Origin of the sequence: Dactylosporangium sp. NPDC048998, assembly GCF_043197855.1 — a bacterium.
In the GTDB taxonomy this organism is placed as follows: Bacteria; Actinomycetota; Actinomycetes; order Mycobacteriales; family Micromonosporaceae; genus Dactylosporangium.
Window position 1 is genome coordinate 1 of sequence record NZ_JBICTV010000040.1, and the last position, 24,589, is coordinate 24,589.

Here is a 24,589-nt window from a genome sequence, read left to right on the forward strand (position 1 = left end):
GGGGGGGGGGGGTGTGGGGTTGGGGGGCCGCCCCACCCCCCGGGGGGGGGGCCCCACCCCCCCCCCCCCCCCCCGGGGGGGGGGGGGGGCGGGGGGCCCCCCCCCCCCCCCCCCCCGCGCCGATCAGGGCCTTACGGGCCTTGCATTCCGGTCACTCGTTGCGGGCCGTCTCCGGTCCGGTCACACGCTCCAGCAGCGGCAGGGTCGAGGCGATGATCGCCAGCGACACCGCCAGGCCCAGCGCGGCCAGCGCGTAGAAGCTCCAGCCCGGCGGGGTCAGCGTGTAGCCCATCTGGGCCCGGAGGAACAGCTGCGCTGCCGCGAAGCCGGTCACCGCGGCCAGCACCGCGACCGCCAGCAGCGGCACGGCGCTCTCCAGGGCCACGACCCGGCGCAGCATCCGCAGCGGTACCCCGGTGAGGCGCAGCAGGCTGAACGGGCGCTTGCGGTCGACGATGCCGGCCGCGACGCTCACCGCCAGGCTGCAGCCCGCGATCGGCAGGCTGAACAGCATGACGACGTTCGCCAGCCGCTGGAACTGGTTGAGCTGCGTCCGCTGGTTGCCCACGTAGTCGTTCTCGGTCGCCGGCGGGACCCGCCCGTCGGGATAGGCGAGCTGGAGCACGGTGCGGACCCGCTCGCGCGCCCCGGGCGTGCCGTCCAGGCCGACGGCCAGCGTCGAGATCGGCAGCGCGGCGAGCTCCTCGACGGTGACCGGCGACGCGGGCCACACCGTGTCCGGGCCGGCCTCTCGGTTCGGGCTCAGCCTGACGAGGTCGTACGGGACCTGCGCCACGACGGCGCCGGGGGCGCACCGGCCGTACTGCGGAAGCCGGGCCAGCTCGGCACACGGGGCGACGTTGGGCGGCGACATCGGGGTGTTCTCCGGGTTTTGGTACAGCACCAGCGCGAACGTGGCGCCGGGCGTGCCGCGCAGCCGGTCCAGCAGCGCGCCGGGGACCTGGGCGCCGTCGCGGTCGAACTGCTGCACCATCGTGGCCGCGGCCAGCGGGCTCTCGCGCACGCCGCGCTGGTCGACGATCGTGGTGATCACGCCGGTCGCGGCGCTGACCACGAAGAGGCCCAGGACCACGCCGCTGATCGCGCGGAACGCGGCCTGCGGGTTGTCGGCGAGCCGGCGGGCGGCGACGAGCGTCGGCAGCCGGCGGGCGCGGCGGGCCATGAGCCGGGCGCCGACCATCGTGATCCACGGACCGGCGAACACGAGACCGGCCATGACCACCAGGAATCCGGGCAGGAAGGCGGCGACCTGGCCGTGGGAGGTGGGGGGTCTACGCCCGATGAAGTACGCCAGCTCCGCGAGCCCGGCGGCCAGCGGGATCAGCCGCCACGCCCGCGGCGGCGCCGGCGTGACCTGCCGCGCGACGCCAAGCGGCGAGATCCGCACGCGGCGCATCGCGAGCCGGGCCGCGAGGGCGGCGCCGAGCGGGACGCCGAGCGCGATGAGCACGGCCGCGAGCCAGCCCGGCGAGAGGTCCTCCGGGAAGAAGCGCATGCCGGTGAACGGGAACTGCGCCATGAGCGCCCGCAGCGCCGGAAACAGCGCGAAGCCGGCGGCGGTGCCGATGACGGCGGCGGCCGAGGACTCGACGGTGGCGAGCATGGAGACCTGCCGCGGGGTCGCGCCGACCAGGCGCATGGCGGCGAAGCGCTGCTCGCGCCGGGCGGCGCTGAGCCGGGTCGCGGTGCTGATGAAGATGAGCACCGGGAAGAGCAGGCCGCCGGCGAGCACCGACAGGACCAGGTCGAGCGCGGCGACCGGGATCGGCGGCGCGTTCGTCGAAATCGAGGAGACCGTGCGGGCGCCGGCGATCGCGGCGACCTCGTCCGCGGGGCGCCCGACGACGGCGATGAGCGAGTCGGGCGAGGCCAGGGCCGAGTCGTCGATGATGCCGGCCTCGCGCCCGGGGAACCGGGCGCCGAGCTCGTCGGCGGGGTGCGACGCGATGAGGTCGTGCAGGGCCGGGGAGACGTAGTACTCCCCCGGGGCGGGGACCCGCGGCAGTCCGGGCACCGCCGGCGGGTGGGGCCCGGTGAGGCCCACGTCGACGCGGTCGAGGGACTTGCCGTCGAAGAAGTCCCAGCGCCTCGACCACACCAGCGGGTCGGCCGCGGGCGCTGCGTCGGCCGGTTGCGCCGCGATCCAGCCGGCCCGGCCGGCCTGCGCCTCGAGGGCGCGGACCCCGGCGGCGGTGGACAGCAGCAGGCCGACGCCGAGCGCGACGGCCACGGCGATGACCACGAACCGCAGGAGCGCCTCGCGGCCGCTGGCCACCGCGAGCCGCAGGCCGAAGCCGATCACGACCCGCTCCCCTCGGCGGCGAGGGCGTGGACCGTGCCGTCGCGGACGATGACCTCGCGGTCGGCGTAGACGGCGACCCGCGGCTCGTGGGTGACGAGCACGACCGTGGTGCCCTGCTCCCGGGCGACGCCGACCATGAGGTCCATGACCTGCTCGCCGGTGAGCGAGTCGAGCGAGCCGGTCGGCTCGTCGGCGAAGAGCACCTGCGGCCGGTTGATCATGCCGCGGGCCAGCGCGACCCGCTGGGCCTGCCCGCCGGAGAGCTCGCCCGAGCGGCGGCGCTCCATGCCGCCGAGGCCGAGCCGCTCCAGCCAGCCGCGGGCCTGCCGCAGCGCCCCGGCCCGCTTGAGGCCGCCGAGCAGCAGCGGCAGCGCGACGTTCTCCTCGACGCTGAGCTCCGGCACGAGCTGGCCGAACTGGAACACGAACCCGAAGCGCTCCCTGCGCAGGGTGCTGCGCTCGTGCTCGTTGAGCGTGTCGATGCGCTGGCCGTCGAAGCGGATCTCGCCCTCGGCGGGCACGAGGATGCCGGCCAGGCAGTGCAGCAGCGTGGTCTTGCCGGAGCCGCTGGGCCCCATCACGGCGACGATCTCGCCCGGCCCGGCCTCGAACGACGCCTTGCGCAGGGCCGGGGTCTCGCCGAAGGACAGCACGGCGTCGCGCGCCTCGATGATCGCGCTCATGCCGTCACCTCCGCTTCGCTCCGGCAGCGGCATGAGCTGAACCTGCGTTCCTGATGAGCGGCCCCAACGCCAGGTCTGGCTCGGTGAGGCTTCGCGCTGACCGACCCAGACCAGGCGCCGCTGCGCTCCGGGCCGCTCATCGCCGCACCAGCCCGGCGAGGTGGTCCAGGCGGGCCACGGTCAGCTCGATCCAGCGCAGGTCCGCCTCCAGGTGGAACAGGCCGTGGTCGGCGAGCATCGCCTCGACGAGGTCGCCGTTCTTCTTGATCTCGTGCAGCTCGCGCATCCGCTTGAGGTGCGCGGCGCGCTGCGTGTCGAGGTACTCCCCCGCGGGCCGGTCCAGCATCAGCGACAGCACGACCTTGGAGAACAGCACGGTCTGCAGGTGCGGCTCCGGCTCGACGGGCTGGGTCAGCCACGCGTCGACCTCGGTCGCGCCGAGCTCGGTGATCACGTAGCGCTTGCGGTCGGGCCCCTCGCCGGCCTCGACGTCGCTGATCACGACCTTGCCGTCGCGGGCGAGCCGGCCGAGCGTCGAGTACACCTGCCCGAACGGCAGCGGCCGCCCACGGCCGAAGAACGTGTCGTAGTCGCGCTTGAGGTCGTAGCCGTGGCTCGGCTCACGCTCGAGGAGCCCGAGCAGGGTGAGAGGAACGCTCATGGGCAGACCATACACCGCGGATATACACTCGGTATATACCCGCGAGGAATAAAGCCCCGCCGGAGCCGAAAATCCGGGAAACGGCAGCTCAGCGAATGCGGGCCACCGCGCCGTAGCAGGCGACGTCCTCGGCGGATGGGCGGGGGCCGGGCACGCCCTCGGCGTGCCAGTGCGCCACCGAGACGATGCCCGGCTCGACGAGGTCGAAGGCGGACAGCAGTTCGGCGAAGCGGGCGCCGGTGCGCGCCTGGAACCGCCCGTCGGGGTTGTTGGCCGTCAGCCTCGCGATGGCCTCGTCCGGCAGGAACTCCCAGGTGGCGTGGGACGCGACGACGAAGCTGCCCGGGGCGAGCGCGCCGGTGAGCTTGTCGACGATCTCCTGGGGGTGCTCGTCCTCGCGGACGAAGTGCAGCACGGCGACGAGCAGCAGCCCGACCGGCTGGGACAGGTCCAGCGTGGCGGCGAGGTCCGGGTGGGACAGGATCTCGTCGGGCTCGCGCAGGTCGGCGTCGAGGTAGGCGTTGACGCCCCCGGGCGCGCTGGTCAGCAGCGCCCGCGCGTGCGTGAGCACGATGGGGTCGTTGTCCACGTAGACCACACGGCTGGCCGGGTCGACGGCCTGAGCGATCTCGTGCGTGTTGTTCGGCGCGGGGATCCCGGTGCCGATGTCGAGGAACTGCCGGATGCCCCGCTCGGCGAGGTATCGCACGGCGCGGCCCATGAACGCACGGTTCTCCACCGCCATGAGCTTCACGCCCGGCATCGCGGCGGCGATGGCGTCGCCGGAGGCGCGGTCGGCGGCGAAGTGGTCCTTGCCGCCCAGCCAGTAGTTGTACCGCCTGGCCGGGTGCGCCACGGTGGTGTCGATACGGGCGCGTGCGTCGTCGGTCGTGTCCATCAGTGCAACATCGTAGCCATCGGCGGCCACGATTGGACAACGCCGCCCGCCGGGTATGGGGCGTTCGTGAGGGTCGCGGTCATGCCTTGACCGCACCCTGCATGATGCCGCCGATGATCTGCCTGCCGAGCACGACGAACACGAGCAGGATCGGCACGGTACTGATCAGGGTCCCGGCGAGCACGAGCGTGTAGCTCATGTAGTAGCCGCCGGCCAGCGTCGACAGGGCGACCTGGACAGTCGGGTTGCTCTGACCCAGGGCCAGCAGGGGCCAGAAGAAGTCGTTCCAGGCGCCCATGAAGGTGAACAGCGCCAGTACCGCGGCGGCCGGCCGCGCCGCGGGCAGCACGACGTGCCAGTACAGCCGGGTGGTTGAGCATCCGTCGACCCGGCCGGCTTCGAGCAGCTCGTCGGGCAGCGCCTCGGACAGGTACTGGCGCATCAGGAAGACCCCGAAGGCGGACGTGGCCGCCGGGACGATCACGGCCTGCAGATGGCCGGTCCAGCCCAGCCACTGGGCCATCATGATGTACAGCGGGATGATGCCCAGCTGGGCCGGCACCATCATGGTCACGACCAGGAACACGAGCATCGCGTCGCGGCCGCGGAAGCGCAGCTTCGCGAACGCGAAACCGGCCAGCGTGCTGGTGAGCACCACGGAGAGGGTGACCGTGCTCGCGATGATCGTCGAGTTGAGCAGCGCCAGGCCGAAGGCGCCCTGGGCGAACGCGTGCCGCAGGTTGGCCCACAGGTGGGTGCCGGGCAGCAGTGCAGGCGGCCAGCGCCCGGCCGCGGAGTCGTCCTGCGAGGCCGCGACCAGCGACCAGTACAGCGGAAACACCGACACCGCGACGATCGCGCCGAGCAGCAGATAGGCCGGCGCTCCGGCGCGGCGCCGGCCCGGTGCCGGGGATCCGCGGTGGGCGCGGGAAACCGGTATCACGCTCATGTGGCGCTCCGAATACGCCGGGAGAGCAGGTAGTTCACGCCGACGGCCACGATTATGATCATGAACATGGCCCAGGACACCGTGGCCGCGTAGGCGTACTTGCCGTGGCTCCAGAACTGCTCGTAGACGTACATGGCGAGGGTCTGGAACTGGCGGGAGTCGCCGCCGGTCGGGCTCAGCCCCGGGTTGAACATGAGCGGCTCGGTGAACAGCTGGATGGTGCCGATGGTCGACATGATGACGGTGAAGATGATGGTCGGCCGCAGCGCCGGGACGGTGATGTGGCGGAACTTCTGCAACTCGCCGGCGCCGTCGAGGTCCGCCGCCTCGTAGAGGTCGTCGGACACCGCCTGCAGCGCGGCAAGGTAGATCAGGGCGTTGTAGCCCGTCCACCGCCAGGTGATCATGACGGCCAGCGCCAGCCACGATTGCCAGGTGCCCTCCTGCCAATCGATCTTGTGCACGCCGACCAGGCTGAGCACCCAGTTGATCAGGCCGAAGTCCCGCCCGAACAGCTGGGCGAAGATCAGCCCGACGGCGGCGACCGAGGTGACGTTGGGCACGAGGACACCCATCCGCAGCAGCGTGCGGGCGCGCAACCGGCGATGCATGAGGTGGGCGATCCACATCGCGAGCAACAGCTGGGGTGCGGTGCCCAGTACGCCGATCGCGGCGGTGTTGCGCAGCGCGTTCCAGAAGTAGTCGTCGTGGATCAGTCGTGCGAAGTTGTCCAGCCCGACGAAGATGTTGTCGCTTCCGGGCATGTCCCGGTTCCACCGGGTGGTGGCCATCCAGCCCGTGTAGAGGATCGGGAACAGCCCGAACACGAAGAAGATCAGGAAGAACGGCGCGATGTAGAGGTACGGCATGCCCTTCACGTCGAGCTTGTAGCGCAGGCGGGCCCACCAGCCGGGCGTCGCCCACGGGACACCTCGCCGCGCGCGCACCGCGGCCGGAGGTGTGGAGACTGCCATCTGGCTCGTCGTTCCCTTCTACGGCTCGGTGGCGTTCGCGACGTCTTTCAGCACCTGTCGCCAGGCCTTCTGGGGTCCCTGCCTACCCTTGTCGACCCGATTGATCCCCTGACCGATCAGTGGACCGATGTCGCCGTCCTTGGGGCCCTGGTACTGCGGCCGCAGCTTCCTGGCCGCCGTGGTGAAGATCTGGCCGGTCGGCGCATTGTTGAAGAACGGGTTCGTGTACCCGGCCACGGCCGGGTCGGTGTAGAGCGCGGGCTCGCTGGGCAGGTGCCCCTGGGTCCGGAAGATCCAGCTCTCCTGCTCCGGCGCGGTGAGGTACTCGGCGAGCTCGATGGCCTCCTTCCGGTGCTTGCTCTGCTTCGGCACGGTCAGGAACGAGCCGCCCCAGTTGCCGCTGCCGCCGGGGATCGTGGCGATGTCCCACTTGCCGCTGGTCTGCGGCGCGTTCTGCTTGATGGTGTCGGTCATCCACGCGGGGCAGGCCACGGTCGCGAATGATCCCCGCTGGAACCCGGCGTTCCACTGCTGGCTGAACGTCGTCAGCTTCGCCGACTCGCCGGCCTGCACGGCCTCGACGGCGAGGTCGAACGCCTGCTTGACGGCGGGGTTGCTCGCCACCACCACGTTGTTGCCGCGGTCGGTGTAGGCGACCGGCGCCTGGCCCATGATGGCGTTGAAGACGTTGGCCCCCGAGTCGAACCAGGCCACGTCCTTGGGTGCCCTGGCCTCGAACCGCTTGCCGGTCGCGATGTAGGACCGCCAGTCCGGCCACAGCGCCGAAACCTTGTCGCGGCCGGTCGGCAGGCCGGCCCGCGCGAACAGATCCCTGCGGTAGCAGATCGCCAGCCCACCGACGTCGGTACCCAGCCCGATCAGCTTCCCGTCGTCACTGGTCGCCTGCTGCGCCTTCCACGGCAGCCACCGGCTCGGGTCGACGCCCTGGGCCTTGAAATCCACGAACTTGTCCGCCATGACCCTGAACTGGGCGATGTAGCCGCCTTCGATCGCTTCGACGTCGCCGGTCCCCGATCCCCCCAGCAGGTGCGCCTGCAGGTTCTTGTGGTGGTCGTCGAAGGAGACGACGTGCTCGACGATCTTGAGTCCGGGGTGGCTCCGCTCGAACCTGGTGTACAGGTCGCGATATCCGAAGTCGCCGAACGTCTCGACCACGAGCTGGTTCTTGTCCGATCCGGTGAAGCCGCACGCGGCAACCGCCGTGCTGATCGCCAGGCAGCACAGCGCCAGCATGACTCCTACCTTGCAGCTGCTGGTGCGCATCGGACCTCCTTGCGCCGCGGCATCACCGCACTACCGCGCCGGAGACGCCTTATGCACCGGACCCGCGCCCGCCTCGCACCCCGGAGTGGATTATAGTGAGAGCGCTCCCACAGTGTGGGTAGATTCCCTGATCAGGTACCAGTGAAACGCTCTCTTCTCGGCGCTGCCGCTGCGGCTTTGCTCCTTGTCCCGGTGGCCCCTCTCGCCACACCCGCCGCAGCCGGCCCGGTCTGCGCCACCGCCCCGACGCTGTGCGTCGACGACGTCTCGTCCCGCGTGCGGGTCAACCAGGTCGGTTACCTCACCGACGGCCCGAAGGAGGCGACCGTTGTCACCACGAAGACCGCGCCGCTGCCCTGGCGGCTGCGCAACGCCGCCGGCGCGGTCGTGGCGAGCGGCGACACCACCCCGCACGGCGTGGACCCGACCTCGGGGCAGAACGTGCAGACCGCGGACTTCAGCGCGTACCACACCGCGGGCACCGGCCTGACCCTGGCTGCCGACGGTGAGACCAGCGTGCCGTTCGACGTCGGGGTCAACGCGGCCTACGAGAGGCTGCGGGTCGACGCGCTGTCGTTCTACTACACGCAGCGCAGCGGCATCGAGATCCTCGGCGGCATCGCGCCCGGCTACGCCCGGGCCGCCGGCCACCTGGGCGTCCCGCCCAACCGGGGCGACACCGACGTGCCCTGCCAGCCGGGTGTCTGCGACTACCGGCTCGACGTGCGCGGCGGCTGGTACGACGCCGGCGACCAGGGCAAGTACGTGGTCAGCGGCGGCATCGCGGTCCACGAGCTGATGAGCACCTTCGAGCGCACCAAGCTGGCCCGCGCGGAGCCCGGCAAGCTGGGTGACGGTTCGCTGCGGATCCCCGAGCACGGCAACGGCGTCCCCGACATCCTCGACGAGGCCCGCTGGGAGCTCGAGTTCATGCTGCGCATGCAGGTCCCGGCCGGCAAGCCGCTGGCCGGCATGGTCCACCACAAGGTCCACGACCAGAACTGGACCGGCCTGCCGCTCGACCCGGCCGCCGACCCGCAGCCGCGCGAGCTGCACCCGCCGTCGACGGCGGCGACGCTCAACCTCGCGGCCACCGCCGCGCAGGGCGCGCGGCTGTTCCAGCCGTACGACAAGCCGTTCGCCGACCGGCTCCTCGCCGCGGCACGGACCGCCTGGACCGCGGCCGTCGCCCACCCGGCGATCTACGCCCCGGCGTCCGACGACATCGGCGGCGGCGCGTACGACGACAACGACGTGTCCGACGAGTTCTACTGGGCGGCCGCCGAGCTGTACCTCAGTACCGGCGAAAACGCCTACCTGGAAGCGGTCATGGCCTCGCCGTGGCACACCGCCGACGTGTTCCGGCCGCAGGGCTTCGACTGGCAGTTCACCGCCACCGCCGGCCGCCTCGACCTGGCGACCGTGCCCAGCGCCCTGCCGGACCGGGCCCGGGTGCGGCAGTCGGTGGTGGACGGGGCGAAGCGGTACCTGGCGATGCTGCGCGCCAGCCCGTACGGCATCGCGTACGCGCCGATCGGCGGCAGGTTCGACTGGGGCTCCAACAGCCTGGTGCTGTCCAACCTCATCGTGATCGCGACCGCGTTCGACATCACCGGCGACCGGCAGTTCCGCGACGGCGTGGCCGGCGGGATGGACTACCTGCTCGGCCGCAACGCGCTCAACCAGTCGTACGTCACCGGGTTCGGAGCGCGGGCGTCGCACAACGAGCACTCCCGCATGTACGCGCACCAGCTCAACGCCGCGCTGCCCGGCCCGCCGACCGGCTCGCTCGCCGGCGGGCCGAACTCCGCGATCCAGGACCCGATGGCGTCGAACAGCCTGCGGGGCTGCCCGCCGCAGCTCTGCTACATCGACGACATCCAGGCCTGGTCGACCAACGAGATCGCGATCAACTGGAACTCGACCCTGTCGTGGGTGGCGTCGTTCCTGGCCGACCAGGGCGAGGGCGGCCCGGTGCCGGCTGCGGCGTGCTCGGTGTCGTACCGCCCGGTGTTCGACTCCGGACACAGGTTCCTCGCGGAAGCCACGGTTCGCAACACGGGCGCGTGGACGCTGCATGACTGGAAGCTCCGGTACGCCTACACCGGCACGCAGGTGCTCAACCGGGCGTCCGGCGCCACGGCGCGGCAGACGGCCGCGTCGGTCGAGGTGACCCCGAGGTACTCCCGGCTGCGCCCCGGTGAGTCCACGACGATCCTGCTGGCCGGCCGGGTGGATTGGGGCCCGGACACGGCGCCCGCCTTCTTCTCGTGCGGTTAAGCCGGGCGTGAGATCGGGCGCGAGCCGCGCGGCGCGTCACGCTCGGGGCGCGTCCGGTAGCCTTCGGTGCATGCTGAGGACCCCGGAGTCGGCGGCGGGTGCCGCCGGGCTGACCGCGATCCTGGACCGCCCGCAGGAGGCGTCCCTGGCCTTCGACTTCGACGGCGTGCTGTCGCCGATCGTCGCCGACCCCAGCCTTTCCCGGCCGTATCCGGGGGTCGTGGCGGCGCTCGGGCGCCTCGCCGAGCTGGTGGGGTCGGTCTCGATCATCACCGGGCGGCCCGTCGCGGACGTGCTGCGGCTCGGGGACCTGGGCGAGCTGGCCGCGCTCGAGCAATTCTCGATCTTCGGGCTGTACGGCATGCAGCGCTGGGACCGGGCCGGCCGCGCGGTGGTGTCCGAGCCGGTGCCGGCCGGGGTCGCGGAGGCGCGCGCGGAGCTGCCGGCGCTGCTGGAGGCGGCCGGCGAGCCGGGCGTGACCGTCGAGGACAAGGCGATGTCCGTGGCCGTGCACACCCGCCGCGCCGACGAGCCGCACCGGGCGTTCGCGGCGCTGCGGGGCCCGCTGCACGAGCTGGCCGGGCGGCACGGGCTCGCGCTGGAGCCGGGGCGGATGGTGCTGGAGCTGCGCCCGCCGGGCGTCGACAAGGGCCACGCGCTGCGGGCGATCGTCGAGCGGCGCGGGGCCCGGGCGGTCGCCTACTTCGGCGACGACCTGGGCGACCTGGCCGCCTTCGACGCCGTCGAGCGGCTGCGGGAGGCCGGCATGGCCGGGCTGAAGGTGTGCAGCGGCTCCGACGAGGTGCCGCAGCTGGCGGCCCGGGCCGACCTCATCGTCGACGGGCCGCCCGGCGTGCTCGAGTTCGTCGAGGGGCTCAACGAGCGCCTGAAATAGCGCGAAGGTCATGAGCGCGCAGCCCGTCGACGCTGCCGGCCTCCAGCGGACCGGGGTCCTGCGCCGCCCGGTCGCCAAACCAACGGTTTTCGATGTGCGGCGTTCTTGATGACTCGGGTCCGCGTCACCTGCGGACCGTTCCTCCCGCGAGACACCGGGTCTGCGGTGCCAAGGACCGATCAGCGCGGCAGCCGCTGCAGGATCATGCGCGCCATCGAGGCGACCAGGGCGCTGTCCTCGGTGTGGGCGAAGGCGAGCGAGCCGTGGGAGCCGCGCCCGCACAGGGCCGCCGTGTACCGCGGCGCGACCACGACCGCCGCGCACTCCTCTACGTTCCCGCCCGGTCCCGGCGCGAAGCGCATCCCCGGCGCGATCGCGGCCGGGTGCAGCGGGGCGACCAGCCCGACGAACGCCGCCCGCTCGGCGAGGCCGGTCAGCGACGGCAGCCAGGAACGGGCGGTGGCCGGGTCGGTGCACGAGGCGAGCACGACCGCGCCGGTACCGGCACGCCGCAACAGATGCTCCAGGTGCGCCGCGAACACCTCCGGCGTGCCGGCTCGCGCCTTCCCCAGCGCCGCCGCGGCCTCGAACGGCGTCCCCGCCGGCAGGTGCAGCCCCGGGCGCGACGGCCGCAACGCCGCCGCGCCGGCCGTGCCGTCCGGATCGAACGGGCCGTCCAGGTTGAACGAGCCGACCGGGTCGAACGGGGCCAGCTGCGCGATCGGGGCCGGCCCGCCGAACAGCAGGCCCTGCCCCCAGTGCGCGCCCAGCGCGCGGGCGTTGGCGAGGTCCGCCTCGGTCTCGATGCCCTCGGCGACGATCACCGCGCCGGTCCGCTCGGCCACGGCGCTCACCGCGGCGACGATCTCGACGGTCCGCGACGCGTGCGGCGCGCGCAGCAACTGCAGGTCGAGCTTGACGACCTCGGGCTCCAGCAGCGGCAGGAACGCCAGCGACATCGGGTCGGCGCCGACGTCGTCGAGGGCCAGGCAGTTGCCGTGCGACTGGATCGCGGCGGCCAGCTGCAGCAGCGCGGCCGGCCGGGCGGAGAGGGCCCGCTCCGTGTACTCCAGCACGATCCGGAACGGCGGCCCGCCCGTCATCAGCTCGAGCAGCCGCGGCGACAGCGGCTGGTCGACGACGGCCGGCTCGGCGTTGACGAACACCAGCGGCGGCGGCTTGTCCGCGCTCCGCGCCACCTCGAGGGCCCGCTCCGCGCACAGCGTGTCGAGCTCGGCGAGCCGCCCGGCGGCCACCGCCGCCGCGAACAGCGCCCGCGCGTGCCACAGCTCGCTGCCGACCGGCCCGCGAGCGAGCGCCTCGACCCCGACCGGCTGCAGCGACCGCAGCTCCACGATCGGCTGGAACAGCGGCTCGACGGCCCGCTCGGCAAGCACCCGGTCGATCAGCTCCCCGCCGTCGACGGCGGTTGACGCTGCGGTCGTGCCACCGGGCGCGGCGGTGCCGGGCCCGGCGGTCGCGTCAGTCGGCGCGGGAGCACTGGGCGTCGCGGTCGGGCCGGATGTGGCGGCCCGCCGGGAGCGTGGTGCCAGCGTGCGGCTCACCCGCGAGACCCGGGAGCGGAACGACGAGGGCCGCAGCGGCGCGGGTGTCGGAGTGGACACGGAGGGTGACGCGGCGGTCGCGGGGATCGGAACATCGGGCCGGTCCTGGGCCTGCATGCCAACCTCCCGGCTCGACACCGCCGCGTGCCCCGCTCCCCGCACAGTAGACCCTGGCCTGCCGGCAAACCAGCCGCGCAGGTCAGGGCCCACTGCTGGAGATCGTGTCACGCCGAGGCGGCGATCACCTCCACCGATTGCGTGTCGGCGTTGATGGCCGAGTCCGAGTACCGGCAGTCGCGCAGCTTCTTCTGGGAGTACAGCAGCGTCTGATCGGTGAAGTGGGACGAGGCGGGATCGCCGGACTCGCTGAAGGTCAGGATGCACTTGGCCGACGGCCCGGACGAGGTGTACGCCAGGGTCAGCAGGAAGCTGGTCCCGTAGTTGACGACGTAGCCCTTGTCGGTGAGGTCGCTGCCGGGCGCGAACGTCCCCGGGTCCACGAAGCCCTCCAGCGACGAGCCCGGCAGCGGCTCGTACTGCGCCATGTTGGCGCTGCCGATGTTCTCCGTCGAGCCGGGCACCGCGATCTTCTGCCCGTTCTTCACCGTGTACTGCACCTGCTGCATCGGCACGTTGAGCGCCAGCCCCAAGGCCCGCATCCGCAGCATCGCCCGGGCCAGGCCGGCCAGGATCGCGTCCGGCGAGGACGGCGCGCCACGCGGGGTGCGGGTCGGGTCGGCGGCGCTGAACGGCGTGCCGAACAGCGAACCGGAAGCGTCCAGCGCGCCGGGGTCGGCCGCGACGACCGCGCCGACGGTCTCCCGCCACAGCACCGCGCCGCGGCTGGCGAGCTCGAACTGCCGGTCCCAATCGGCCAGCACCGTGCAGCCGGGGCTGACGTCGACGGCCGTGCCGTCCACGACGACCGGCCTGGTGCCGCGGGCCCGGCAGGCGGAGACGGCGTAGGCGGCCAGCTGCGCGGCGGTGTACGTGTCGCCGGACAGGATCGTCGTGCCCAGCCCCGCGAGGTCGAACTTGGCGGTGCTGTTGATGAGCTTGACGTTCTGCCGGGTGCGCACGGTCAGCGGCTCGCCCTCCGGACCCTGCAGCGGCGTGAACCCGGTCAGGAACTGGTTGGCGTTGGGCACCCAGTGGCTGTCGTTGGAGTTGAACACGTAGTCGCGGCGCTGCAGCTGCGGCTGGTTCGCGAAGGGCACCAGGCCCGGCGAGCGGGCGCCCGGCGCGACGACCCAGGCGTTGGCGCTGTTGCTGCCGTCGAGCAGGCCCAGCGGGTTGCTCGCCCACTCGGCGATCGAGGCCGGGGAGAGGTTGGGCGTGGGCGAGGAGTCGGCGTACCAGGCGTTGCCGGCGGAGTCGGTGGCGACCGTGTTCACCCACGGGATGCCCTGGTCGCGGGCGAGCGAGGCGCGCAGCGAGTTGACGTCGGTGGCCCGCGCCATGTTGAGCCACACCCGCAGGAGCCGGTCGTTGTCGATATTGGCGTCGCGGTAGGTGATCGCCGAGTACTGGTTCCAGCCCAGCGAGGGGTCGATCGCGGAGAGGTCCAGGACCGGGCCGTAGCGGGTGGACCACATGGTGCGGGTGACGTTCTGCAGCGAGCCGTTGGGCTGCTTGACCTTGACGGTGACGGCCTTGCCGGTCATCGCCTCGCGGCGGTTGTCGACGAGGTACGTCGTCGGCGAGCTCGGGTCGAGGTTCACCGAGTAGAACGTGTACCGGGCGCCGGCCGCGATCGTGTGCGTCCACGCGACCTTGTCGGTGAAGCCGATCTGCACGCCCGGCAGGCCGCCGAGGCTCGCGCCGTAGACGTTGAGGTCGCCGGGCACGGTCAGCTGCGACTCCCAGAAGCGCAGCTCGCCCTCCCACGGGAAGTGCGGGTTGCCGACCAGCATGCCCTTGCCGGTCTGCGACTTGTCGGCGCCGAGCGCCCAGCCGTTGCTGGACAGCGACTTGCTCTGCCCGGTGAGCTGCTGCACGCCGGCGCTGGTGAGGGCCGGGGAGATCGGCAGTGCGGACGCGGCGCCGGACGGCGGGGTGGCCATGGCGATCGGGGCGAGCAGCGCGCCGCCGCTGGCCAGCAGGGCGACGTCGCGCTGGTAGGCGAGCAGGTCCACGGCGGTGATCGGCCCGACCCACGGCTGGCCGGCGCACCAGCCCGGCACGCGGGCGGCGCCGCGGCTGGCCAGGAAGGCGTTGTACCCGCGCACGTAGCCGTTGACCACCTGCAGCTCCTCCGGCTGCAGCTGGGCGAGCTGGGTGCGGGCGCGGTCGACGACGCCGAGCGAGGCGTAGGCGAAGTCGGTGGCGAGGTTGGCGCCGTCGGGCCCGGGGCCGAACCAGCGCGACCGCTCGCTGCGCACCTTGACGATCTGGTCGGCGAGGTCGCAGAAGCGGTCCTCGGCGTAGGCCCACGCCTGGCCGAACGCGGCGTTGCCGATGGTGGAGGCGCTGATGTGCGGCACCCCGTAGGAGGTCCGCTTGATGACGGCGGAGTATCCGCCGGAGGCGACCGCGGCGGCCGGCCCGGCCGCGGTGACGGCGACGGCTGGGGTGAGAAGCGCCGCGGCGGCGAGCGCGGTGACGACCCGGCGGGTTCCGGACACGGTTCCTCCGTTACAGACCAGGGGATGCGGTGAGAGACGGGAAGGACCTTGGCAACTGAGAGCATCAACCACAGTACGCAGCGTCATCACTGGTTTCAATGGCCACTCCAGTAACACAACGCACCACCGGCGCGTCGAAGCCATTGAATCTTGATGCATAGACTGTGGTATATGCACCGGCGGTGCCGAGATACACCTCGTCGCCGGTGCGCAGGTCCGCGGACAGCTCGACGTCGAACATGATCGTGTCCTGGCTGTCGCAGGTCGGCCCGGTGAGGTGAAACCGGTCGCGGGCCGCGCTGCCGCGCGAGTCGGAGACGGGAAAGCGCAGCTGGTTGCCGGTTTCCAGGCTCTCCATGAGCCCGTTGAACGCGCCGACGTCCAGGTGCGCCCAGCGCCGGCCGCCCCGCACGGCGGTACCGATCACGGTGGCGCGCAGCCGCCCGGCCTCCGCGACGAGGGCGCGCCCAGGCTCGCAGGCGGCCGCCACCGGATACGGCAGCTGCGCCAGCCCCGCGGAGATCGCCGCCCAATAGTCCGCGATCGGCGGCGTCTTCGCGGTGTACCGCGCCGGAAAACCGCCCCCGAGGTTCACCATGTGCAAGAAGACATCTTCGGCGGCCAATTTGCTCATTACGTACCCGACGGCCCGCAGCGGCGCCCGCCACGCGTGCGGCAGGAGCATCTGGGAGCCGACGTGGAAGGCGGCGCCGTACGGGTGCAGGCCGCGCTCGCGGGCGGCGAGCATGAGGGCCACCGCCGTGTCGCCGTCGACGCCGAACTTGCCCTCGCTCGGCACGCCGCTGCGGATCTGGTGCGCGGCCAGCCGCACGACGACGGCCGCGCCCGGCGCCGCGGCGGCGAGCTTGTCCAGCTCGTCCTCGGAGTCGAAGGCGAAGCGCCACACCCCCGCCGCGTGCTGGCGCGCGATGTGCGCCGGCGGCTTGACCGGGTTGCTCGACAGCACCTGCGCGGGGTCGGCGCCGATCGCCACCAGCGCGTCGAGCTCGGCCGCGGACGCGATCTCGAACCGGCAGCCCAGGGCGTGCAACAGCGCGAGGATCTCGGGGTGCGGGTTGCACTTCATTGCATAGTGCACATTGACAGCTGGCAAATTCGTGGTGAGCGAACGGTATGCCTCGGCGACGTTGTCGAGGTCGATGACGAGTTCGGGGGCCGACGGGGGGTCGTCGCGCCGGTCCATGGACCCTCCCGAGATCGCAAAAATGGCGACGGAATGAAGTCACCATATTGCACTCGGTGACAGTTGGACTACTCTCAATACACCGACGATCGAAAAAGGACGATCGACTGTAGCCGCTGCACTGTGCCTGGCCGACCGCGATCGGAGTGCGGGACATGAACGTCAAGATTGTCGATCAAGTGCAGGGCGAACTGCGCGACGAGGCGTGGACGCTCTACTCGGAGGCCTTCGCCGAGCTCAACGCGCTGGCTGTCCAGCGCCATCTCATGTACCGCAACGAGTTCGACGACGTGATGGGCGATCCGCGGGTCCAGAAGTACCTCTGCCTGGACGACGACGACACGGTCCGCGGGCTCTCGATCTACACCAACGACCTGGACGCGGTGCCGCTCATCGCGCCGCCCTACTTCGCCCGGCGCTGGCCGGAGCACTACGCCGAGAAGCGGATCTGGTACTGCGGCTTCGTGGCAACCCAGTCCGACGGCCGGGCGGCCGCCGCCTTCGGCGAGCTCGTGACGGCCATGTATCTCACCGCGGCGGCGCAGAACGGCCTCATCGCGCTGGACTTCTGCAGCCGCACCGACGAGGTGCGGCACATGGCCCGCGTGGTTCGGCTGATGCTGCACCGCCTCTCCGGCGACGTGAAGGCGCAGCGCATCGACGAGCAGCAGTACTGGCTCTACGAGTTCCCGGCGGCGTGACGCCGGAGGTCTTCTAGCGCAACGGTTCCCGCCACATCGGCCACACCGGCGGGCCGTCGGGCAGCAGCACCGGCGGCCGGCTGACGTAGCCGTGGCGCAGATACAGCTCGCGGTTGTGCGGGTCGTTGGCCTCCAGGTACGCCGGGAGGCCGGCGCGGTCCAGCCGGGCGTGATGCCGGGCCAGCAGCGAGCTGCCGATGCCGAGGTTCTGCCGGTCGGGCCGCACCGCGACGAACGCCAGGTAGTGGTGCGGCACGAGCGGGTGCTCGGCCTCCAGCGCCGCGTCGAGCTGGCAGATGCGGTCGAACGCCGGGCCGGTGACCTCCTTGAGCCGGCTGTCGTAGTCGACCGGCGGCGGGATCGCCCGGGTCAGCGGAAACCACAGCGCGACCCCGGAGAGCCTGCCGTCGATCGGGTCGACGCTGGCGTACACCTCGCCGTGGCGCACCGCGTGCTCGGCGAAGATCGCGAAGTACTCCGGGCTGGACTCGCGGCGCAGCTCCGCGTCGGGCATCAGCCAGCACGCGACGGCGCCGTCGCTCATCGCCGCGGTGAGCACCTCGGTGATCTCCTCGGTGCCGACCGGATCGATGTCGCGGACGACCACGTCCTGAATGGCGTGCGTCATGACCATCCTCTCCAGAGACGGTGCGGCTAGGCCGCGTGGTGCGCGACGTCGGCGGTGACCCGGTGCGGACGCGGGGGGCGGCCGAAGACGCTCTCCGGCACCACGAATCCTTCGGTGCCGCGCCCGATCCCGGCGTACGCCTCGGGCCGCGCGCCGCGCATGATCGCGGCCCAACCGATGCCGAAGGTCGCGCAGACCGCGTACGCGGTGGGGAACAGCCAGTTGAACGGCGAGTCCGGCGGCACCTGCAGCAGCTGGCCGAGGCCGACGACGGTCGCCGCGAGCACGACGCTGAGCAGCAGGAACGACAGCATCGGGGCGATGCGGGAGCGCCAGACGTTCTCCCTGCGGCGGTGCCGGACGAAGAAGCCGACCACCGCCGCGGACGTGGCCCACATCAGGATCAGCACGCCGAGGCCGCCGACCGTGGTCATCCAGGCGAACAGGTGCACCAGCGGGTCGGTGTGGGTCACGAAGTACAGGATCAGCACCCCGAGCGCGAGCACGCTCTGGGTCAGCGAGCCGACCAGCGGGGCGCCGGTACGCGGGTGCGCCACGCCCCACAGCCGGGGCAGCACCCGCTCCCGGCCGAGAGCGAACTGGTAGCGGGTCACCGCGGTGTGGAAGGCGAGCATCGCGGCGAAGACGCTGGTGAGGAACAGGATGTACCCGATGTTGACCAGCGCCTCGGGCACATACGGCCCGACGAGCTTGAAGACCAGGTCGGTCTGGTTGTCCCGGGCGGCCTGCACGATGTCGCCGGCGTTGACCGACATCGCCCACGCCGAGACGCCGCACAGCAGGCCGGGCAGCAGCACGGCCCAGTGCGTGGCCCGGCCGATGGTCTTCTTCGGGTCCTTCGCCTCCTCCGACAGCACGACCGTGGCCTCAAACCCGACGAAGCCGGCGATCGCGAGCACCAGCATCGCGACCACCTCCGGGGTGGCCAGCTGCTGCGGTGCGAGCGGGGCGAGGTTGACGTGGCCGCCGTGCGGGTGGGCCAGCATGAAGAAGTCGTAGACGAGCACGATGGCGATCTCGACGGTGAGCAGCACGGCGAGCACCTTGCCGCTGAGGTCGACCCACAGCACGCCGAGGATCGCCACCAGGAACCAGCCGACGAGCGAGCACACGAACCAGCTCGCGTGCACGCCGCTGGCCTGGAGGATGCCGGAGGCAACGACGCCGAAGAGGCCCAGCAGGCCGATCTGCATCGCGGCATAGGCGGGCAGCGCGACGAACGCCGCGGCCACGCCGATGATCCGGCCCAGGCCGTGGCTGATGTAGCTGTAGAAGGCGCCCGAGTTGACGATGTGCCGGCTCATGGCCACGAAGCCGACGGTGAACAGCGACAGGATGAGGGCGGCCACGAAGTACACCAGCGGCACCGCGGTGTTGCCGACGACCGCGTAGATCGTCGAGATCGCGCCCAGGATCACCGTCAGCGGTGCGGCCCCGGCTACGCCGAAGAACACCACCGACGGCACGCCGAGCCGGTTGCTGGCCAGCCCGCGCGCGACGATGTCGGGCCCGGTCGAGGTGGTACGCGCCATGTTGTTCGGTCTCCTCACGCGGGCGCCCTGGCGCCCTGGTTCACGCGGCGAGCGGTGGTCTCAGCGGCGACCGGCGGCGAGCGCAGAGCCCACCGCGGCCTCGGTGTACTGCACGAGCTGGACGAGGTCGTCGGGGAGGGAGCTCATGATCCCCGGCAGGTTCTGCATGCAGTCGCGCTGCTGCTGGGGGCTGAAGAACACGTACCGCGTCAGGCCGGTGGCCACGACGAGCGCGACCAGCACCCGGTCGGAGAGGTTCATCGAGCGGCGCCGGCTGAGCGCCTCGGCGAGGCGGATCGACTCCCACGCCGCGGCGTTGCGCTGGTCCGGGTTGACCGGCATGTAGAGCGTCTGCGCGCTGAGCAGCTTGCGCCGGGTCACCGGCTCCACCACCCCGGCCCGCAGCAGCCGCTCCCCGACCTGGTCCGCCGCGTCCTGCGACAGGTAGGCCAGCCAGGTGCGGATCTCCTTGTGCTGGGGTTGCGCGACGAGCAGGTCGAGCAGGGTGTGGGCCAGGGAGTCGCCCGGCGGCTCCTGGCTCACCACATACAGGTCGCCGGTCATCGCGCGGAGCCGGCCGAACAGCATGAGCTCGCCGAGCAGGCCCGCGGCCAGCCCGAGCCCGGTCGCCCTCGGGTGCAGGCGGGATCGGCCCGTCCGGTCGTCGTGCGCAATCAGGTAATAGCTGTTGGCAAGCACCACGAATCACGCTCCTCGGCACGCGGCAAAAGGAGATCATGAATGAATAAAGGTTCACCCTCGATGTCCCCAGCATCATGTACCAAGCACTGCGCGTAGTGCAACGAGTACTAGACTCGGAGTCTCAGCGGTCGGGAAATTGCCTAAGATCATGGGCGTGCAGACGGACCCCACCAGAACACCAATCGAGGAGGTAGCGGTGGCTGTCGACGAGGGGCCGACGTTGCGCCGCCGCCGGCTGGCCGCCGAGTTGAAGAAGTGCCGCGAGGACGCGGGCCTCACCCAGGAGCACGTCTCCCGGCACTTCGAATGGCACTCGGCGAAGGTCACCCGCATCGAGAACGCACGGGTCCCGGTGACCCCGCGGGACGTGAACGATCTTCTGACCCTCTACCGCATCGGCGACAGCGAGTACCGCGACGCGTTGATGACCCTGGCCCGGCTGGCCCGGCAGCGCGGCTGGTGGACCGACTACAAGGACGTGATGCGCCCGGGCAACTTCGTGGGCATGGAGGCCGACGCGTCCTCGGCCAAGGTCTGGGAGCCGATCGTGCTGCCGGGGCTGCTGCAGAGCGAGCCGTACATGCGCGCGCTCATGGGCAGCGGGCGCAGCCACGACCCGCAGGCCGCCATCGACCGCCGTGTCGAGCTGCGAAAGACCAGGCAGAAGCGGCTGACCGGGCCGTCGCCGCTGACCCTGTGGGCGATCGTCGACGAGTCCGTGATCCGCCGTCACGTGGGCGGCGTCGACGTCATGCGCGACCAGTGGCGCCGGCTGATCGCCGCCACCGAACTGCCCAACGTGACGCTGCAGGTCCTGCCGTTCGACGCGGGCGAGCATGCGTTCCTGGGCGGTTCGATCGCACTCCTGGAGTTCCCTGACGTCGCCCACTTGGACGTCGTATACCTCGAAGGGCTTGCCGGGGACTACTACGAAGAGCAGCCTGCAGAGGTCAAGCGTTACCGGGTCGAGTTCGAGCGCCTCAGCACCAGAGCACTCGGCCGGGACGCGTCGATCGGCATGATCAAGCGCCTGCTCGACGAGTGACGGCCGGGGAGTCCGCCAGGAAGGGAGGTGCTATGCATGGCAACGCATGTTCAACACGTCGCCTGGCGTAAAAGCAGCCGCAGCAACGGCAACGGCGGCAGTAATTGTGTGGAGGTCGCGGTCGTCGGCGCAATAATCGGCGTCCGGGACAGCAAGAATCCCGACGGGCCGGTTTTGCAATTCACGCCCACGGATTGGGAATCGTTTGTGGACGGCGCGAAGCACGGTCGCTTCGATTCCGCCCACTAACGACGTTGTGGTTCAACGGCGGTGCTGCCGACACCGTCATTGAACGTTGACACGGCACCTCGTCGTGCCACTGTCGAACCGATGACGCCTTGACGGCACGTTGCGGGGGGCCGGTGCGCGCAGCATCGGTCCTCCACAATGTGACGCGTCGATGCTATTGCTCATCTCGGCCGAAGCACAGCACGCCGTTTCGCAGCATCTGCGATTTCTACCCAACCGCCCCCGGCCGGTCTCACGGTGCCGCGCCGGGCGGGCGCCGGGTCAGGGACACGATCAGCATACCGCACCCAGCGACGCCGATCACTCGGCCAAAAAGCCCTGTTGACCTGCGATTTCTTCGACGTACGCTCGCGGCTCACGACGAGTCGGAGGTTTGCGTTGGTCGATCCCGGCATGGCGACGTGGGCGCGGGTGGTCCTGCTGCAGGACAGCCCGAGGCCGTACGAGCGTGTCCAGGCGTACCGAATCCTCTCCCCCTTCAACCCCCAGGCGTACCGGCCGCGGCTGGCCCGGGCCCTGGGCGACCTCGTGGACGGCTTCTCCCCCGCCGCCCCCGCCGATGCCTGTCTTGCCCTGCTGACCGAGGCCGCGACCGCGCTGCGGGCGTGGGCCGGGGCGCTGGTCGAGGAGGGCCGCCCGCCGCTCGACCTGGTGCTCAACGGCGGCCGCAACCGCCGGGCCGCGGACCGCGAGGGCCCGGACTGGGACCTGCTGGCCGCGTCGCTGGCCCTGGCGGCGGCCGGCCGCGGCGACGCCGCCCTGGCCGTCGCGGAGGAGCTGGTCATCGCCGAGCGCGGCCGGCGGGCCGGCTCGCGGGCGGCGGGCAGCCGGCTGGCGATCGCCCTGGACCATCAGGCGACCCTGCTGGAGCGGCGCGCACGGTCGCACGCCGCCGCATCCCTGCGGCGGGAGGCGGCCGAGGCCGCGGCCCACGGCGCCGCGCAGCGCCCGCGGAGCAACGAGATCGCCGCCCTGCTCCTCGCGGGCGCGGCGGCCACGGCCACGACCGGCCGCACACCGAGCGGGAAGCGCGCGATGATCGCTCCCGGTGCGGCACCGTCCCGGACGCCGATGCCCCTGTAGCGGGCACCCGACGGCACGGCGGCGTGACGTGATACGTCGGCGCCCGCTATATGGCGGTGCGGCGGGCGTCGACAACCATCCATCATTCCGTGAGACTCTCTGCGTGGAGTCCGAGTTCGCCTTCGCGGGGGCCCGGCCGGGCACCGGGCCGGCCACCTGGGGACAGAGCGCGATCTGGGACGTGGTGCGGCGGCTGGGCGCCGACGCGGCGCGGTACAACGTCTCCGGCGGCACGCCGCTGGACCCTCCGCTGCCCCTGGACCGGCTCGCCGGCGTGGTCCGCGCCCTGCTGCTGCGGCACGACTCGCTTCGCACCGTCCTCGCGCCCGACGGCGAGCGGCTCGCCCAGGTCGTGCACGCCGCCGGCGCGGTGCCGGTGCACGCGCGCGAATGCGAGCCGGCCGACGTGACCGAGACCGCCTACGCGCTCTACCACGAGCTGCAGGCCATCCCGTTCGACGCCGAGCGCGAGCTGCCGGTCCGCGTCGGTGTGGTCGTCGCGGACGGCCTAGCCGGATACGTCATCCTGTCGCTGTCGCACACCGCCTCCGACGGCTGGGGCCTGCGCAACCTGCTCGCCGACTGCGCCGCGCTCCTCGCCGGCCGCGAGCCGTCCGGCGACGCGCGGCAGCAGCCGCTGGAGGAGGCGGCGTACCAGGCCTCCGAGCGCGGCCGCCGCCGCGACGCGGCCGCGCGCCGGGCCTGGATCGACAAGCTGCGCCGCGGGCCGGCGAGCCAGTTCCCGGACCGGGCCGGCCGCCCCGCCGCACCCGCGTTCCCCAACGCGGTGCTCAACTCCCCCGCCCTCGCCCTCGCGCTGGACCGGGTCGCGACCGGCCTGGCCGTGAACCAGGGCGCGGTCCTGCTCGCCGCCGCGGCGGCCGCGGCCGGCCGGCTCGGCGGCGCGCCCGACACCGTCTTCCAGATCGTGGTGAACAACCGCTTCCTGCCCGGCATGGCGGGCGCGGTCAACACCATCGCCCAGGAGGGGCTGCTGCACCTGCCCGGCACCACCGGCGACTTCGCCGCCCTGGTCCGCCGCACGTTCGGGGCCGCGCTCTCCGCGCAGCGCCACGCGTACTACGACAAGCTCGCCCTGGACCGCGACATCGCCGACCTGCGCGCCGCGTGCGACCACTCGTGCTTCGTCAACGACACGCGCGGGCTGATGCCGATCCTCGGCTACGCCAAGCCGCCGGCGGAGCCGCTGCACCGCGCCCGCGCCCGCACCACGCTGACCTGGCCGCTGGAGCACGCCCCGCGCCGCAACACGACGTTCGCCCTCGACGCCCAGGACGCCCCGGGCAGCCTGGAACTGGCGATGACCGCCGACGCCGCGGTGCTGCCGCGCCCGGACATGGAGCGCTTCCTCTTCGGCATCGAGGACCTCGTCGTCACCCAGGCCCTCGCCCTGCAGTAGCGGTCGCAAAAGTTTTCCGCGGGACCGATGAGTTCCGCCGGAGGGTGGCGTTACACCTCGCGTCCACGGCACACGGCCGGGATACCGAGGAGGAGACAACACCGATGAACGTGATCATCTACGGGGCGGCGGGCGGCATCGGCGGCGCGGTGGCGGAGGCCTTCGCGCGGCAGGGCGCGACCGTGCACCTCACCGGGCGCACCGCCGCGACGCTCGAGGCGCTCGCGGCGCGCATCCGGGAGCAGGGCGGCAAGGCCGAGGCCGCGGTCGTCGACGCGTTCGACGAGGAGGCCGTCGAGGCGCACGCGGCGAGCGTCGGGCGCATCGACGTGTCGCTCAACCTCGTGCCGCGCGGCGACGTGCAGGGCATCCCGCTGGTCGACATGAGCGTGGCCGACCTGACGCGGGCGGTCACCGCCGGGCTCACCACCAACTTCATCACCGCGCGGGCCGCCGCCCGGCGCATGGTCGAGCAGGGCGAGGGGCTGATCCTGGCGCTGGACAGCGGCTCGGCGCACGGCAGCCCGATGATGGGCAGCACCGGGCCGGCCGACGCGGCGCTGGACACGTTCGTGCGCAACCTCGCCATGGAGGTCGGGCCGCGCGGCGTGCGGGTGATGGGCGTGTGGGTGGCCGGCATCCCGGAGACGCTGACGCTGGAGAAGCTCCGGGCGGTCAACGCCGGCATCGACGCGGACGCGCTCAGCGGCATCCACGCCAACCTGGACGGCCTGCGGATGCTGCGCCGCTCGCCGCGGCTGCCGGACATCGCGGAGATGATCGCGTTGCTGGCCTCCCCGGCGGCGCGCGGCATGACCGGCACCTGGGTCAACGCCACCGGCATGTTCACCAGCTGAGGATCCGGGGA

General features: G+C 72.1%; 21 protein-coding genes. 8 read left to right on the top strand and 13 right to left on the bottom strand.

Features of this window, described 5'->3' with window-relative positions; all coding sequences use genetic code 11:
* Positions 1 to 151: 151 nt before the first annotated feature.
* The 7 genes from ACGFI8_RS42175 to ACGFI8_RS42205 form a co-directional block, all read right to left on the bottom strand.
* Positions 152 to 2,323: an FtsX-like permease family protein gene (locus ACGFI8_RS42175; RefSeq protein WP_392813350.1), complete on the bottom strand. Its 2,172-nt coding sequence runs from the start codon at positions 2,321 to 2,323 to the stop codon at positions 152 to 154.
* Entirely contained in the window at positions 2,320 to 3,006 is a 687-nt protein-coding gene (locus ACGFI8_RS42180) for an ABC transporter ATP-binding protein (RefSeq protein WP_392813352.1), read from the bottom strand. Before ACGFI8_RS42180 ends, ACGFI8_RS42175 begins: the two co-directional genes overlap by 4 nt.
* A gap of 136 nt (positions 3,007 to 3,142) precedes the next feature.
* Positions 3,143 to 3,667 (bottom strand): PadR family transcriptional regulator, encoded by a 525-nt coding sequence (locus ACGFI8_RS42185; RefSeq protein ID WP_392813354.1) that lies wholly within the window; start codon positions 3,665 to 3,667, stop codon positions 3,143 to 3,145.
* 88 nt (positions 3,668 to 3,755) lie between these two features.
* The gene (locus tag ACGFI8_RS42190; RefSeq protein WP_392813356.1) at positions 3,756 to 4,565 is read right to left on the bottom strand and encodes an SAM-dependent methyltransferase; all 810 of its coding nucleotides are present in this window, start codon (positions 4,563 to 4,565) and stop codon (positions 3,756 to 3,758) included.
* Between the two features lie 79 nt (positions 4,566 to 4,644).
* On the bottom strand, positions 4,645 to 5,514 hold the full coding sequence (locus ACGFI8_RS42195) for a carbohydrate ABC transporter permease (RefSeq protein ID WP_392813357.1): 870 nt from the start codon (positions 5,512 to 5,514) through the stop codon (positions 4,645 to 4,647).
* Positions 5,511 to 6,488, bottom strand: a complete 978-nt coding sequence (locus tag ACGFI8_RS42200; protein WP_392813359.1) for a carbohydrate ABC transporter permease — start codon at positions 6,486 to 6,488, stop codon at positions 5,511 to 5,513. The genes ACGFI8_RS42195 and ACGFI8_RS42200 overlap by 4 nt, the downstream gene beginning before the upstream one ends.
* Positions 6,489 to 6,506: 18 nt before the next feature.
* Positions 6,507 to 7,772 (bottom strand): ABC transporter substrate-binding protein, encoded by a 1,266-nt coding sequence (locus ACGFI8_RS42205; RefSeq protein WP_392813360.1) that lies wholly within the window; start codon positions 7,770 to 7,772, stop codon positions 6,507 to 6,509.
* Between the two features lie 192 nt (positions 7,773 to 7,964).
* Between ACGFI8_RS42205 and ACGFI8_RS42210 the strand changes: the two genes are divergently transcribed.
* Both ACGFI8_RS42210 and otsB read left to right on the top strand, forming a co-directional pair.
* On the top strand, positions 7,965 to 10,052 hold the full coding sequence (locus ACGFI8_RS42210) for a glycoside hydrolase family 9 protein (RefSeq protein ID WP_392813362.1): 2,088 nt from the start codon (positions 7,965 to 7,967) through the stop codon (positions 10,050 to 10,052).
* 70 nt (positions 10,053 to 10,122) lie between these two features.
* Positions 10,123 to 10,947, top strand: coding sequence for a trehalose-phosphatase (gene otsB, locus ACGFI8_RS42215; protein ID WP_392813364.1), 825 nt, complete (start codon positions 10,123 to 10,125; stop codon positions 10,945 to 10,947).
* Positions 10,948 to 11,126: 179 nt separating this feature from the next.
* Here otsB and ACGFI8_RS42220 read toward each other — a convergent pair whose 3' ends face one another.
* From ACGFI8_RS42220 to ACGFI8_RS42230, 3 genes are all read right to left on the bottom strand, one after another.
* Entirely contained in the window at positions 11,127 to 12,629 is a 1,503-nt protein-coding gene (locus ACGFI8_RS42220; RefSeq protein ID WP_392813366.1) for an EAL domain-containing protein, read from the bottom strand.
* A 107-nt stretch (positions 12,630 to 12,736) separates the two neighbouring features.
* Complete coding sequence (locus tag ACGFI8_RS42225) at positions 12,737 to 15,136, bottom strand: penicillin acylase family protein (protein WP_392813368.1); 2,400 nt, start codon at positions 15,134 to 15,136, stop codon at positions 12,737 to 12,739.
* 64 nt (positions 15,137 to 15,200) lie between these two features.
* Positions 15,201 to 16,340, bottom strand: a complete 1,140-nt coding sequence (locus ACGFI8_RS42230) for a type III PLP-dependent enzyme (RefSeq protein ID WP_392813370.1) — start codon at positions 16,338 to 16,340, stop codon at positions 15,201 to 15,203.
* Positions 16,341 to 16,495: 155 nt separating this feature from the next.
* On the opposite strand from ACGFI8_RS42230, the gene ACGFI8_RS42235 reads away from it, so the two are divergent.
* Positions 16,496 to 17,041 (top strand): hypothetical protein, encoded by a 546-nt coding sequence (locus ACGFI8_RS42235; protein ID WP_392813372.1) that lies wholly within the window; start codon positions 16,496 to 16,498, stop codon positions 17,039 to 17,041.
* Positions 17,042 to 17,054: 13 nt separating this feature from the next.
* Here ACGFI8_RS42235 and ACGFI8_RS42240 read toward each other — a convergent pair whose 3' ends face one another.
* From ACGFI8_RS42240 to ACGFI8_RS42250, 3 genes are read right to left on the bottom strand one after another with little or no spacing between them, the layout of a single operon-like run.
* Positions 17,055 to 17,669, bottom strand: coding sequence for a GNAT family N-acetyltransferase (locus tag ACGFI8_RS42240; protein WP_392813374.1), 615 nt, complete (start codon positions 17,667 to 17,669; stop codon positions 17,055 to 17,057).
* Between the two features lie 26 nt (positions 17,670 to 17,695).
* Entirely contained in the window at positions 17,696 to 19,222 is a 1,527-nt protein-coding gene (locus ACGFI8_RS42245; protein WP_392813375.1) for an APC family permease, read from the bottom strand.
* 60 nt (positions 19,223 to 19,282) lie between these two features.
* On the bottom strand, positions 19,283 to 19,924 hold the full coding sequence (locus ACGFI8_RS42250) for a GPP34 family phosphoprotein (RefSeq protein ID WP_392813377.1): 642 nt from the start codon (positions 19,922 to 19,924) through the stop codon (positions 19,283 to 19,285).
* Positions 19,925 to 20,120: 196 nt separating this feature from the next.
* On the opposite strand from ACGFI8_RS42250, the gene ACGFI8_RS42255 reads away from it, so the two are divergent.
* From ACGFI8_RS42255 to ACGFI8_RS42275, 5 genes are all read left to right on the top strand, one after another.
* A complete protein-coding gene (locus ACGFI8_RS42255; RefSeq protein ID WP_392813379.1) occupies positions 20,121 to 20,969 on the top strand; it encodes a helix-turn-helix domain-containing protein in 849 nt (282 codons plus the stop codon).
* Between the two features lie 36 nt (positions 20,970 to 21,005).
* Positions 21,006 to 21,218, top strand: coding sequence for a DUF397 domain-containing protein (locus tag ACGFI8_RS42260; RefSeq protein ID WP_392813380.1), 213 nt, complete (start codon positions 21,006 to 21,008; stop codon positions 21,216 to 21,218).
* A 393-nt stretch (positions 21,219 to 21,611) separates the two neighbouring features.
* Complete coding sequence (locus tag ACGFI8_RS42265) at positions 21,612 to 22,301, top strand: hypothetical protein (RefSeq protein WP_392813382.1); 690 nt, start codon at positions 21,612 to 21,614, stop codon at positions 22,299 to 22,301.
* Positions 22,302 to 22,404: 103 nt separating this feature from the next.
* Positions 22,405 to 23,721 (top strand): condensation domain-containing protein, encoded by a 1,317-nt coding sequence (locus ACGFI8_RS42270; RefSeq protein WP_392813383.1) that lies wholly within the window; start codon positions 22,405 to 22,407, stop codon positions 23,719 to 23,721.
* A 104-nt stretch (positions 23,722 to 23,825) separates the two neighbouring features.
* The gene (locus ACGFI8_RS42275; RefSeq protein WP_392813385.1) at positions 23,826 to 24,578 is read left to right on the top strand and encodes an SDR family NAD(P)-dependent oxidoreductase; all 753 of its coding nucleotides are present in this window, start codon (positions 23,826 to 23,828) and stop codon (positions 24,576 to 24,578) included.
* Positions 24,579 to 24,589 lie beyond the last annotated feature (11 nt).